Raw genomic sequence first — 13,011 nt, 5'->3', positions numbered from 1 at the left:
AGTCCATGGCGCTGGGCACCGGCCGCAACGGTTGAAACTGGCGCGGCCCAAGCCAGTGCCACCGTGGAACTGGCTTTGCCAGGCCACCGGTGGCGTCCCCCTCCCGCGCGGCGAGAGAGGGGGAAGGCGCGAAGCGACTCAGGGGGTGCTTCATTTCACAGCGGGCGGGGACAGCCCATGCGCGTTCGCCGCTCATGCAGGGCTGCCAGCACCAGGGGGCACATGAAGAGGTAGAACATGTTGCCGCTGTTGTGGGCCAGGAAGACCTGCGTGAGACCGAAGCCGATGTACGACAGGGGAACCATTACACCCACCAGGCACAATGAAAGCGACTCCTTGTCCATCTTTCCTGACCCATCGCGGATGCGCCAGGCCGTGGGCCAGAACATCGCCAGTGGTATGCCGTAAAAAGCCATCAGCAGCAGCACACCGGGCAGCCCCCGCTTGGCAAACAGGTCCAGGATTTCGTTGTGCGCATGGCCAAATTCAAGCACCACCGGGTGCGCCAGCCCGGCCGCCACGCGCCGTGCCTTTTCCTCGGTATACCCTGCCCGGCCCCAGCCAGTGAAGGGCCGGTCCCAGCCCATCTGCCATGCCAGGCGCCAGTGCGCCAGCCGCTGGCCCACCGAGCTGCGGCCATCGCCGTGGTTCTGGTAGGTCTGCACTTCCTGGCGCGCCTCGTCCACCCGCTGCTCCACTGCGGGCACCTGCGACAGCGCAGCCGCGGCCAGCGCCAGCGCACACAGGCCCCAGTACACGCGGCGTTGTCCCGTGGTACGCACCAGCAGCCACGCGCTGACCGGCAGCAGCAACACCAGGGCCAGCCAGCCCCCACGCGACTGGGACAGCACCGACCCTGTGGCGCCCAGCAGGATGGCACTGGCCAGCAGCAGGCGCTGCCACAGCAGCCAGCGCTTCCACTGCACCACCAGCAGCAGGCCACTCATGACGGCCAGCAGCATGCTCAGGTTGCCATACTGGATCGCATTGGTAAAACCACTCGCGCGGGGCAATGCCATCACGTAGGTCTGGTACAGCGCGACCAACCCACTGCCCACCGCGCCCACCGCCACTCCCATCCACAGCCAGGAGGCGCGGGGCTCGAACGTCATCAAAAAGAAGATGCAGGGCAAGGCCAGCAGGTATTTGATCGGGCGGTCCATGCTGCCCCAGCCCCAGGTGGCGCCCACATCCAGCATCCACAGCGCGGCCATGCATGAAAAAGCCGCCGTCAGCCACCAGGCGGCACGCGGTGCCGGGCGGCGCAACCACAGCGGCGCACTGGCCAGGGTGGCCAGCAGCAGCAGGACGGCACCGTAGGAATAGCCCGAGGGCAGCCACAGCGCCAGCCCCGGAACCATGAACGCACCCACACTGGCGCTGCGAGAAAACCAGCGCTGGGTGTCCTGCTGAGACGTCATCACCGAATCACCCGCCCCGTCAGGCTGTCGCGGTCGTAGTGCAGGGCGGCATAACGAAAGAAGCCCTCCAGCGCAACAAACAGGCAGTACAGGAATCCCGCACCACCACACAGAAAGCCCAGGCGAAACACATACAGCCGCAGGAACATCGACAACCCCGAAGCCAGGCCGCGCAGCACCCCGCCGCGCTGGCCCTTCTCGGCACGCTTGGCGGCACCCAGCATCACGTACTGGGTGAGCTTTTCCAGGCTGCCGCGCACCGTGGTGCGGGAGTAGTGCAGCAGCCGCGCCTTGATGAGGCGACGCGGCACTTCTGCACCGCCGGGCAAGACATGCAGCTGGGCCTGCTCGTGCACCACGCCGGTAAATTCCCGGACGAGCGCGCGCACAAACAGGCGTTCGATCTGAGATTGGGAGCGGAAATACGTGAGCTCGTGCCCATAAGCCACCATGCGCCAGCGAATGGTCCACACCGCCTGCTCGCCCGAGCGGACGATGGCTTGCAGCTCCTGGGCAAACGCAGGCGTCATCACTTCGTCGGCATCCAGGAAGAACACATAGTCGCCACGTGCATGCCCCAGCAACCGGTTGCGCTGCACAGCAAAACCCTGCCAGTCGGGGTGGCTATGGACTTCGGCGCCCAGGCGCGTGGCGATGGCCACCGTGTCGTCCGTGCTGCCGCTGTCCACCACCAGCAACTGGTCGGCAAACGCGGCGCTCTTCAGGCAGGCTTCAACGCGGTGTGCCTCGTTGTGGGTCAGCACCGCAACGGTCAACGTGGGCGACACTGGTGCGCCGCCGGTTGCAACTGGCATCAATCAGTGGCCAGCGTGTACGTGTTCGCCCGCCTTCAGGCGGTACACCGTCCCGCAATACGGGCACTTGGCTTCGCCCGTGCGGGCCACATCCAGGTAGACCTTGGGGTGGCTGTTCCACAGCTTCATCTCGGCCTTGGGGCTCGGGCAGAAAACACCACCCTGGGCGTTCAGGTCTTTGGCCAGCAATTCAACGGCAGCTTGCGACATAGGTATCAGTTCTCCATAGTGCATCGCGCGGGGGGCGATGCTGAAATCGGTGCGGCACACGCCCGCAGACGCAGCGCAAGGGCCGCCCTGTAGCGGTTGCGCCGTCCCCCTGCCCGGCGAAGCCGAAAGAAAGGGGATGCGGCGCGGCCGCTCAGGGGGTTGGTCAGACTTTCGCGAGCCAGTGGGCGTATTTCGGATTGCGGCCACCCACGATGTCGAAGAAGGCGCTCTGGATTTTTTCGGTGATCGGGCCGCGCGAGCCCACATAGCCCTCTTTACCCAGTTCGATGCGGTCGAGTTCGCGAATCGGCGTCACTTCGGCCGCCGTGCCGGTGAAGAAGGCCTCATCGGCGATGTACACCTCGTCGCGCGTGATGCGCTTTTGCACAATTTCCAGGCCCAGGTCCTTGGCAATGTGGAACACGGTGTTGCGGGTGATGCCGTTCAGGGCGCCGGCCGAGAGGTCGGGCGTGTAGATCACGCCATTCTTGATGACAAAGATGTTTTCGCCGGCGCCTTCGGACACAAAACCCGAGCTGTCGAGCAGCAGGGCTTCGTCGTAGCCGTCGTCCAGCGCTTCCATGTTGGCCAGGATGGAGTTGGTGTAGTTGCTCACCGCCTTGGCCTGCGTCATGGTGATGTTGACGTGGTGGCGGGTGTAGCTGCTGGTCTTGACGCGGATGCCACGCTTCATGCCCTCTTCACCCAGATAGGCTCCCCAGGCCCAGGCGGCCACCATCAGGTGGATCTGGTTGCCCTTGGGGGAAACGCCCAGCTTTTGCGAGCCGATCCAGGTCAATGGGCGCAGATAGCAAGATTCGAGCTTGTTCTCGCGCACCACGGCCTTTTGGGCCTCGTTCACCTCTTCCTTGGTGAACGGGATCTTCATGCGCAGGATCTTGGCGCTGTTGAACAGGCGTTCGGTGTGTTCTTCAAGGCGGAAGATCGCCGTGCCGTCCGCCGTGTTGTAGGCGCGCACGCCTTCGAAGGCGCCGCAGCCGTAGTGCAGGGTGTGGGTCAGCACATGGATCTTGGCGTCGCGCCAGTCGACCATCTGGCCGTCCATCCAGATCTTGCCGTCACGGTCGGCCATCGAGGGAACTACGGGGCTCATGGGAATCCTTTGGTTGCTGTGGGTCGCAAAACAGGGATTTTACGGGGCCGCCGCATGCACGGAATCCGTGCAAAAGGGTGCAGTGCAGCAAATCGCACCCCGCCGACGGCGATTGCGGCGCCCCACGGCACACAGACATTCCAGGCCCGGCGGCGTTAGTGCCTCCTTCGGCGGCTAGTCCTGCGGTGTGGCGGGTGCACTGGTATCGGGCCGCACCAGCGTCCATTTCACCAATTTGCCGTGACGGAACTCACAGGTCACGTGCGACTGGGTGCCGTCCGTCCAGCGGTACATCTCGGGGTCGGCGCCCTCTGGCGACAGCAGCTCGCCCAGCGCCTGCGTCATTGCCACCACATGCATCAGGTTCACGCCCTCGGCCAGTCGCGCATTGAGCATGACCGCGCTGCCCACATAGCCGATGGGGCGCTTGGCGGCCTTCTTCATCACATTCACCAGCCGCGTGAAATGCAGCAGGGCCCACATGACCAGCCCTCCGCCCACGGCGGCCACACCGGCCCAGCCATAGGCGTAGAAACCAAACCCGATCAGGCCCACGGCGCCCAGGGGCACCAAGATATTTCGCAAATTCATGGGTCGATTGTCTTACGGCGTAGCACACACCACGCTGTGGGGATTGCTTACAGCCCCCGCACCACGTTCATGGCCTCTTCCACCCGCTCCACCGCGTGGATCGTCAGCCCCTCAATGGGTTTTTTGGGCGCATTGGCCTTGGGCACCACCGCCACGCTAAAGCCCAGCTTGGCGGCTTCTTTCAGGCGCTCCTGCCCGCGCGGCGCGGGCCGCACCTCGCCAGCCAGGCCCACTTCGCCAAAGGCCAGGAAACCCCGCGGCAGCGCCTTGCCCCGCAGGCTGGAGGTGATGGACAACATCACCGCCAGGTCGGCCGCTGGCTCGCTGATGCGCACGCCCCCCACCGCATTCACAAACACATCCTGGTCCATGCACGCCACCCCCGCGTGGCGGTGCAGGACGGCCAGCAGCATGGCCAGGCGGTCCTTGTCCAGGCCCACGGACAGGCGCCGGGGGCTGGGGCCACCACTGTCCACCAGGGCCTGGATCTCCACCAGCAGCGGGCGAGTGCCTTCCAGGGTGACCATCACGCAGCTGCCCGGCACGGGCTCGCTGTGCTGGCTCAGGAAGATGGCGCTGGGGTTGCTCACGCCCTTGAGGCCTTTTTCCGTCATCGCAAACACGCCAATTTCATTGACGGCGCCAAAGCGGTTCTTGATGGCCCGCACCAGCCGGAACTGGCTGTGCGTGTCGCCCTCGAAGTACAGCACCGTGTCCACCATGTGCTCCAGCACGCGCGGCCCGGCCAGGGCGCCTTCCTTCGTCACATGCCCCACCAGCACGATGGCCACGCCCGAGGACTTGGCGCAACGTGTGAGGTGCGCCGCACATTCGCGCACCTGGGCCACCGAGCCGGGTGCGGACGTGAGCTGGTCGGAATACACCGTCTGGATGGAGTCGATCACGGCCACCGCAGGCTGCATGGACTCGATGGTGGCCAGGATTTTCTCGAGCTGGATCTCGGCCAGCACGTTGACCTGGCTGTGGTCCAGCCCCAGGCGGCGCGAGCGCAACGCCACCTGGGCGCCGCTTTCCTCGCCCGTCACATACAGCGTGGGCAGCCCGGCGCGCTGCAGGGCATCAAGCGCCTGCAGCAGCAGCGTGGATTTGCCGATGCCCGGGTCGCCGCCGATGAGCACCACGCCTCCTTCCACAATGCCGCCGCCCAGCACCCGGTCCAGCTCGTCAATGCCACTCGGTGTGCGCTCCACATCGCTGGCCTCGATGGCCGACAGGGGCATCACCGCCTGCGCCTGGGCCAAGCCCGCAAACTGCGATCCGCTGTAGCGGTTCTTACCCGGCCCGGCCTCGGCCACCGATTCGATCAGCGTGTTCCAGGCGCCGCAGGCCGGGCATTTGCCCAGCCAGCGCGGGCTGGTGCCGCCGCACTCGGTGCAGGTGAACGTCGTTTTTTCTTTGGCCATGGCAGGTATCGGTAAGGAGCCCCGAGGTGGGGGCAGCCGACTATAGCGGCCGTGCCAACACGCGCGGGCCACAGCCCGTACGATGGCGGGCTTGGCACCGCCGCATGGAGCTCACATTGCAGACACCCAACAACCCTTTCAAACAGGCCATGGCCCAGGGCCAGGCGCAAATCGGCCTCTGGCTTGGGCTGGCCGACGCCTACAGCGCAGAAATCCTCGCGGGCACCGGCTACGACTGGCTGCTGGTCGATGGCGAACATGCGCCCAACGATGTGCGCTCCATCCTGCACCAACTGCAAGCCATTGCCAGCGCCAGCAGCGCCCTGCCCCCGGGTGCGCAGGCGCCCCACCCCATTGCCCGCGTGCCCGTGGGCGATACCGCACTCATCAAACAGTACCTGGACATCGGCGCACAAACCCTGCTCGTTCCCATGGTGGACACCGCTGAGCAGGCGCAGCAGCTGGTGCGCGCCACACGCTACGCACCCGAGGGCGTGCGGGGCATGGGCAGTGCGCTGGCCCGCTCGTCGCGCTGGCAGGCCTACCCCCGGTATGTGCACGAGGCCAACCAGCAGGTCTGCCTGCTCGTGCAGGCCGAAACGGTGGAAGCGATGGGGAATCTGGATGCGATTGCCGCCACCCCGGGCGTGGACGGCGTGTTCATCGGCCCGGCCGACCTGTCAGCCTCCATGGGGCACCCCGGCAATGCCGGGCACCCCGACGTGCAGGCCGCCATCCACGATGGCATCGCCCGCATCCTGCGCGCGGGCAAGGCGCCGGGCATTCTGGCCACCACCGAATCGCAGGCGCGCCAATGGCTGGCGGCGGGTGCCCTGTTTGTGGCTGTGGGGGTGGATACCATGCTGCTGGCCAGCGCCGCCCAGGATTTGCTCGGGCGTTTTCGCGCCGGTGCCGTGGACACATCAGCACGCCCGGCAGGCTACTGAAGTCCGCACGAAGCCAAACGCAACCATTCAGAACCACACTCCCTGGAAGACAAAGGCTCTACAACCATGAAAGCATGTATTTACGGCGCGGGCGCCATCGGTGGCTGGATTGCCATGGCTTTGGCCCAGGCGGGCAACCCGGTCAGCATGGTGGCGCGGGGCGACACGCTGCGCGCCCTGCAGGCCGACGGGCTGCGCATGCGGCGCGCCGATGGCACGCTGGCACAGGCGGCGGTCACCGCACACGACGACCCGGCGGCGCTGGGCGTGCAGGACCTGGTGGTGGTCGCAGTCAAGGCGCCGGGCCTGCCCGATGTGGCGCGCGCCATGGCACCGCTCATCGGGCCGGGCACCATCGTGCTCACGGCCATGAATGGCGTGCCGTGGTGGTTCCTTGACGGTTTTGGCGGCGCGGCGCAGGGCCATGCCCTGCAGTCGGTGGATGCAGGCGGCGTGATTGCCAAAGCCATCCCGGCGCGCAACGTCGTGGGCAGCGTGGTGCACACCAGCTGCTCGCTGGAATCGCCTGGTTTCGTGCGCCAGCATTTTGGCAACCGCCTCATCGTGGGCGAGCCCGATGGCAGCCGCAGCGAGCGGCTGCAGACCCTGGCCGACACGCTGCAGCGCGGTGGCATCGACGTGGAGGTGACCGACTGCATTCAGAAGGACATCTGGTTCAAGCTCTGGGGCAACCTCACCATGAACCCGATCAGCGCCCTGACGGGCGCCACCACCGACCGCATCCTGGACGACGACCTGGTGCGCGGCTTTGTCAGCGCGGTGATGCTGGAGGCCAAGGCCATTGGCGAAAAGCTGGGCCTGCCGATTGACCAGCAGCCCGAGGACCGCCACGCCGTCACGCGCAAGCTGGGTGCATTCAAGACCTCGATGCTGCAGGACGTGGAGGCCGGCAAACCCATGGAGATCGACGCGCTGGTGGGCGCGGTGCGCGAACTGGGGCAGATCACCCACACGGCCACGCCCCACACCGATGCACTGCTGGGCCTGACCCGCCTGATGGCACGCACACGAGGCCTGTACTGAAATATTTCAAGAAAATTGGCCGCTAGCGCTTACCTATCAAGCGCCAATAGCTATTTATTTCATAGCACATCAACCATGACCACTCTCACGCTCTACTACACCCCCGGCACCTGCGCGCAGGCCGTTCGCATCGCTTTGGAAGAGGCCGGCGCCCCGTACCAACTGGTGCGCGTGGACTTTGCAGCGGGCCAGCAGCGCACGCCGGAGTACCTCGCCGTCAACCCCAAGGGCCGCGTGCCCGCGCTGGCCACGCCACACGGTACCCTGACCGAAACACCCGCCCTGCTGGCCTACGTGGCGCAGAGTTTCCCCGAGGCGCGCCTGGCGCCCGCCGATGCCCACGGCTTTGCGCGCCTGCAGGAGTTCCACAGCTACCTGGCCTCCACGGTGCACATCGCCCATGCGCACCGCCCCCGCGCCAGCCGCTGGGCCGACGATCCCGAAGCGATTGCCGCCATGCAGCGCAAGGTGCCGCAGAACATGACCGACTGCTTCAACCTGATTGAAACCCACTACCTGCCCCCTGCAGAACACGACCCCTGGGTCATGGGCGCGCAGTACACCGTGGCCGACGGGTACCTGTTCACCATCGCCAGCTGGCTGGCAAGCGATGGTGTGGACATTGCGCTCTTTCCCAAGGTGCACGCCCACACCCAGCGCATGCTGCAACGCCCCGCCGTGCTGCGCGCCCTGGCCTGAAGCCTGCTGCGAGGGGCAGAAAAAAAGCCCCGGGCTCTGGCAGCACCGGGGCTTTTTTGCGGGGCGCAGGTGATCAATTCACCTTGAGATAGCGCCAGTCGATGCGGTTGTCGGCACGGTGGATGATGTCCACCTTCTTCGTCGCCGCCCACGGAATCACCTGGTTGTACAACGGGATGTGCGACACCAGCTCATGCTCCTTGATCAGCGCCTGCTCGATCAGCTGGTTGCGTGTTGTGGTGTCGGTTTCCTTCTTCACACGCTCGACCAGGGCGTCAATCTGCGGATCAGAGAAGCGGCCCAGGTTGAAGTTGCCATCGCCCCCCGCGCCCGTTGTGCGCACCAGCGACTGCAGGCTGTAGAACGCATCGAACGTGGGCACGCCCCAGCCCAGCAGGTAGATGCTCGCCTCGTTGCGCTGGATCATCGGGAAGTAGGTGGCAAACGGCAGCGAGCGCAGCTTGGCTTTCACCCCCACCTTGGCCCAGTGCGACGTGATGGCCTGGCACAGCTGCTCGTCGTTGATGTAGCGGCCCGCGCTGCAGGCAAAGTCCACTTCAAAGCCGTTGGGGTAGCCCGCGTCGGCCAGCAGCTTTTGTGCGGCCTTGGGGTCGTAGGGGTAGCGCACATCGGCTTTCTTGCTCCAGCCATTGACCTGGTTGGCGATCAGTGTGCCGGTGGGCTGGGCCAGGCCGCGCAGCACCACGCGCTGGATGGACTGGATATCGATGGCCTGGTACAGCGCCTTGCGCACGCGCAGGTCCTTGAGCGGGTTCTTGCCCTTCACGTCCGAGCCAGGGAGCTCGTCGCGGAACTGGTCCAGCCCCAGAAAGATGGTGCGGTACTCCGGCCCTTCCAGCACCTGCAGGGTGGGCGTCTGCTTGATGCGCGCCAGGTCCTGCAGGCTGGGGTCGATCACGAAATCAATCTCGCCCGACAGCAACGCCGCCGTGCGCGTGGCATCGGCCTTGATGGGGGTGTAGACGATCTCGGTCAGGTTGGTGGGGTACTTGCCCTTGCCCCACCAGTTCGGGTTGGGCTCCAGCACCACGCGCTGGTCGGGCGTCCACTGCTTGAGCTGGTAGGGGCCGGTGCCCAGCGCGTTGCGGTGGGCATAGGTTTCGTCCTTGGTCTTGATGTCCTTGGGCTCGACCGACTTGTTCTTTTCGGCCCAGGCCTTGCTCAGAATGCGCAGCTCGGTGAGCTGGTTCACGAGCACCGGGTTGGGCAGGTCGGAGTGGATGTCGATGGTGTAGGCGTCGATCTTCTCGACCCGGTCAATGCCCTGCGTGTACACGGCAAAGTTGGAGCTTTTGGCCTTGGCCCGTTCCAGCGAGAACTTGGCATCGTCGGCCGTGAACTCGCTGCCGTCGCTGAACTTCACGCCCTTGCGCAAGGTCAGGCGCAGCTGGGTGGGCTTGATGAGCTTCCACTCGGTGGCCAGCGAGGGCTCGGGCTTGAAGGTTTTGCTGTTGTATTCGACCAGTGTGTCGTACACCGCGCCGTGCATGGTGTTGTTCACACCCACGTTCTGGGTGTGGATGTCCCAGGTGGAAATGTCCACCGAGCGGGACCAGCGGAAGGTCTTGGCCTGTGCCGCCATCGGCAGGGCGGTGGCCAGGGCGGCCGCCAGCAAAAGGGTCTTGAAACGCATGGGGGAATCACTCCAGATCAGTCAGTCCCCCACTATCGCCCAAGTCACCGTTTTGCGGAACGAACTTGTCCTTCTTAGCTTAGAACCATCACACCCGCCAAAATCATCATGGTGGCTGCGGTCACCCCGTCCAGCACCCGCCATGCGCCGGGCGATGCAAACATGGGCGCCAGCCATCGCGAGCCAAACCCGAGGGTCAGGAACCACAAGGCGCTGGCCAGCGCCCCCCCGGCGGCAAAGGTGGCCCGTCCCCAGGTGGGGTACGGGGTGGCCATGGTGCCCAGCAGCAGCACGGTGTCCACATAGACATGGGGGTTCAGCCAAGTCAGCGCCAGCACCGTGAGCACGGTGTTGCGCATGCTGGCGCCCGGCCCGTTGGCGGACACCAGCAGATGGGCGGGCTGGAAGGCCCGGCTTGCGGCCTGCACGGCATAGGCGGCCAGAAACAGCGCCCCCGCCCAGCGCATGAACTGCGCCCACTCCGGCCGGGCCAGGAGCACGCCGCCCATGCCCCACACCCCCGCCTGCAGCAGCGCCGCATCGGACAGCGCGCACACCAGCACCACCGGCAGCACATGCTCGCGCCGCAGGCCCTGGCGCAGCACAAAGGCGTTTTGCGCGCCAATGGCCATGATCAGAATGGCCGTCGAAGTGAATCCGTGAAGAAAGGCTGGGGTGCTCATGGGCGTGGATTCTGGGCACTGCACCCCGGTCACGCCAGCTATACTTTTTAACGATCCGTCAGAATGGCTAACCATCCATGCGCCTCGACTCTGCCCAGCTCAACGCCTTTGCCACCGTGATCGACGAGGGCAGTTTCGAGCGCGCCGCCGCTGTGCTGCACGTCACGCGTTCTGCGGTGTCGCAGCGCGTCAAGCTGCTCGAAGAACGCGTGGGCCAGGTACTGGTGCGCCGTGCCACGCCCTGCACGCCCACCGAGGCCGGGCAGGCCCTGTACCGGCACGCCCGCGAAGTGGCCCTGAGCGAGGCCGACGCGCTGACCACCCTCGGCGGCGGGCAGCACACGTCCACGCGCCTGGCGATTGGTGTGAATGCCGACTCGCTGGCCACCTGGTTTCCCCACGCCATGGCCCAGGCCGCAGAGGGCCAAAGCATCACCTTCGACATCCATGTCGAAGACCAGGACCACTCGGCCAACCTGCTGCGCGAAGGCCGCGTGATGGCCGCCGTGACGGCCGACCCACAACCTGTGCAGGGCTGCAAGGTGCTGCCATTGGGCACGCTGCGTTACCGCGCGCTGGCGAGCCCCGTCTTCATGGAGCGCCACTTTGCCCAGGGGGTGAACGCCGCCACCCTGGCGCAGGCACCCATGCTGGTGTTCAACCGCAAGGACGCCCTGCAGGCGCGCTTTGTGGGGCGCATCACGCGCCGCAAACTCGCGCCGCCCGTGCACTGGCTGCCCGAGGCGAACGCGTTTGTCATGGCCTCCCGGGCTGGCCTGGGCTGGGGCATGACCCCGGACCCGATGGTGCAGCACGACCTGAAGGCCGGAACGCTGGTCGAACTGATTCCGGGCAAGCCGGTGGATGTGCCGTTGTACTGGCAATACTGGCGCCTGAACGTGCAGGCGCTGCACCACATGACCGAAGCGGTGCGGCAGGCTGCGGCGTTTACGCTGCTGCGCTGACCAGGTCTTCGTGGTGGTCTGCAGCGCCGCGCTTCCAGTAGGCGGAGATGCGCATGCGCTTGGCGTCCACGCCCGGCTTGGCCAGCACGGCACGGCGCACGGCAGCCATGTCGCTGTGCTCGCCTGCGGCCCACACAAACCCCGCACCGGTTGGCAGCGAGAGATCTTCCACCGCCGCAGGCAGCGCGTCTACCCATTGCAGATCGAGCCGCGCCGCACTGGCCAGGACCCGCTGGTCGGCAGGATTGCTCACCTGGATGCGCACGGTAGCCTGGGTGTGCGCGGGCAGCTCGGCCAGGCGGCGGGCGATGGCGGGCAAGGCGGTTTCGTCGCCCAGCAGCCAATGCCAGTCAAAACCGGTGGGTACGACCATGCTGCCGCGCGGCCCGGCAATGCCCACCCACTGGCCCACGGCGGCGCTCGCGGCCCAGTCGGTGGCAGGGCCTGCGTCGTGCAGGGCCACTTCGATGTCCAGCTCGCCCGCAGCGGCGTCATGGCGCGCAGGGGTGTAGTCGCGCAGCACGGGGCGTGGGTCGGGGAAGACGGGGCGGCCGTCCTGCATCGACGGCAGCGACGGGCGCTCCTGGCCTGGCTGGGGCAGGATGAGCTTGAGGTGGTCGTCAAACCCCGCGCTCACAAAACCGGCCAGCTCGGGCCCGGCCAGGGTGAGCCGCACGAAACCGGGGCTGACGGCGGTGCGCCGCACCACCTGGAGGTGGCGGGCTTGCAAGGGGTGGCGAACGCGTTCGACGGCAAGGTGCGCAGCGTCGGCGCGGGGTGTGGCGGTAGGCAGGGGTGCGTTCATGATTTAAAATGTTGATTTAATCAACCAATGATCTGCGCATTGGTTGATTTTGTCAACCACAAACCCCCATGACCACCCACGCGCCCGCCGATGTCTTTGAAGCCATGCACGACCTGCTGCATGTCTACCGGGCGCACATGGTGCGCACCATGGCCGCCATCCACCCCGACCTGACGCACAACGAAGTGCGGGCGCTGATGTTCGTGGGCCGCCACCCTGGCACCACGCAGCGTGAACTGGTGGCGCACAGCGGCGCGGACAAGGCGCAGGTGGCCCGCATGGTGGGCATGCTGCAGGACAAGGGCTGGCTGGAGAGCGCACCGAATGCCGAGGACAAACGCAGCCGCTGCCTGCGCCTGAGCGCCCAGGGTGCGGCCCTGCACCAGGCGCTGCGCGACGCCCGCCGGGGGCTGGCGGCGTCGCTGCTCAAAGGGTGCGACAACGCCACGCAGGCCCAGCTGCTCGCCCTGCTGGCGCAGGTACGCAGCAACCTGGACGCCATCGATACCGGCTGCCAGGGCGGCCGGGACTGCCGCCGCTAGCGACGGGAAGGAGGCGCAGGAGGCCAGCCCCCCGCTCAAAGAGGAAAAATGGTGAAATTGGGATCTAGCGCTGGATAGTTCTATATTTATAGCTACC

At 66.1% G+C, this 13,011-nt stretch carries 14 protein-coding genes; 5 read left to right on the top strand and 9 right to left on the bottom strand.

The annotated features are described in order from the left end of the window. Positions 1-155: 155 nt before the first annotated feature. The 6 genes from ASE52_RS18640 to radA form a co-directional block, all read right to left on the bottom strand. Positions 156-1,421 carry an O-antigen ligase gene (locus ASE52_RS18640; protein WP_057228212.1) on the bottom strand — a complete coding sequence of 422 codons (1,266 nt, stop codon included), beginning with the start codon at positions 1,419-1,421 and terminating at the stop codon, positions 156-158. Next, positions 1,421-2,236: a glycosyltransferase family 2 protein gene (locus ASE52_RS18635; RefSeq protein ID WP_057228581.1), complete on the bottom strand. Its 816-nt coding sequence runs from the start codon at positions 2,234-2,236 to the stop codon at positions 1,421-1,423. Before ASE52_RS18635 ends, ASE52_RS18640 begins: the two co-directional genes overlap by 1 nt. Before the next feature lie 3 nt (positions 2,237-2,239). Next, positions 2,240-2,446 (bottom strand): zinc-finger domain-containing protein, encoded by a 207-nt coding sequence (locus ASE52_RS18630; RefSeq protein WP_010466991.1) that lies wholly within the window; start codon positions 2,444-2,446, stop codon positions 2,240-2,242. A 163-nt stretch (positions 2,447-2,609) separates the two neighbouring features. Continuing rightward, the gene (locus ASE52_RS18625) at positions 2,610-3,560 is read right to left on the bottom strand and encodes a branched-chain amino acid transaminase (RefSeq protein ID WP_010466988.1); all 951 of its coding nucleotides are present in this window, start codon (positions 3,558-3,560) and stop codon (positions 2,610-2,612) included. Between the two features lie 174 nt (positions 3,561-3,734). Further along, complete coding sequence (locus ASE52_RS18620) at positions 3,735-4,151, bottom strand: hypothetical protein (RefSeq protein ID WP_057228210.1); 417 nt, start codon at positions 4,149-4,151, stop codon at positions 3,735-3,737. A gap of 47 nt (positions 4,152-4,198) precedes the next feature. Further along, positions 4,199-5,575, bottom strand: a complete 1,377-nt coding sequence (gene radA / locus ASE52_RS18615) for a DNA repair protein RadA (RefSeq protein ID WP_010466975.1) — start codon at positions 5,573-5,575, stop codon at positions 4,199-4,201. Positions 5,576-5,691: 116 nt separating this feature from the next. On the opposite strand from radA, the gene hpaI reads away from it, so the two are divergent. From hpaI to ASE52_RS18600, 3 genes are all read left to right on the top strand, one after another. Continuing rightward, entirely contained in the window at positions 5,692-6,522 is an 831-nt protein-coding gene (hpaI, locus tag ASE52_RS18610; RefSeq protein WP_057228579.1) for a 4-hydroxy-2-oxoheptanedioate aldolase, read from the top strand. A gap of 66 nt (positions 6,523-6,588) precedes the next feature. After that, positions 6,589-7,566: a 2-dehydropantoate 2-reductase gene (locus ASE52_RS18605; protein WP_057228206.1), complete on the top strand. Its 978-nt coding sequence runs from the start codon at positions 6,589-6,591 to the stop codon at positions 7,564-7,566. Between the two features lie 75 nt (positions 7,567-7,641). Next, entirely contained in the window at positions 7,642-8,265 is a 624-nt protein-coding gene (locus tag ASE52_RS18600) for a glutathione S-transferase family protein (RefSeq protein ID WP_057228204.1), read from the top strand. Between the two features lie 73 nt (positions 8,266-8,338). Here the strand turns inward: ASE52_RS18600 and ASE52_RS18595 are convergent, their stop codons facing one another. Next, the gene (locus ASE52_RS18595) at positions 8,339-9,919 is read right to left on the bottom strand and encodes an ABC transporter substrate-binding protein (RefSeq protein WP_057228202.1); all 1,581 of its coding nucleotides are present in this window, start codon (positions 9,917-9,919) and stop codon (positions 8,339-8,341) included. Between the two features lie 74 nt (positions 9,920-9,993). Further along, entirely contained in the window at positions 9,994-10,602 is a 609-nt protein-coding gene (locus tag ASE52_RS18590; protein WP_057228577.1) for a LysE/ArgO family amino acid transporter, read from the bottom strand. Positions 10,603-10,679: 77 nt separating this feature from the next. Here ASE52_RS18590 and ASE52_RS18585 point away from each other — a divergent pair, with 77 nt between their 5' ends. Continuing rightward, positions 10,680-11,567: a LysR family transcriptional regulator ArgP gene (locus tag ASE52_RS18585; protein ID WP_057228200.1), complete on the top strand. Its 888-nt coding sequence runs from the start codon at positions 10,680-10,682 to the stop codon at positions 11,565-11,567. On the opposite strand, the gene ASE52_RS18580 is transcribed toward ASE52_RS18585, so the two are convergent. After that, positions 11,551-12,372 (bottom strand): siderophore-interacting protein, encoded by an 822-nt coding sequence (locus ASE52_RS18580; protein ID WP_057228198.1) that lies wholly within the window; start codon positions 12,370-12,372, stop codon positions 11,551-11,553. The two genes, ASE52_RS18585 and ASE52_RS18580, sit on opposite strands and share 17 nt — an antisense overlap. 68 nt (positions 12,373-12,440) lie before the next feature. On the opposite strand from ASE52_RS18580, the gene ASE52_RS18575 reads away from it, so the two are divergent. Next, entirely contained in the window at positions 12,441-12,914 is a 474-nt protein-coding gene (locus ASE52_RS18575) for a MarR family transcriptional regulator (protein WP_010466963.1), read from the top strand. Positions 12,915-13,011: the final 97 nt, after the last annotated feature.

Source organism: Acidovorax sp. Root275 (assembly GCF_001428965.1).
GTDB classification, from domain to species: domain Bacteria; phylum Pseudomonadota; class Gammaproteobacteria; order Burkholderiales; family Burkholderiaceae_C; genus Acidovorax; species Acidovorax radicis.
This window is presented reverse-complemented; position numbering and strand designations above follow the sequence as displayed.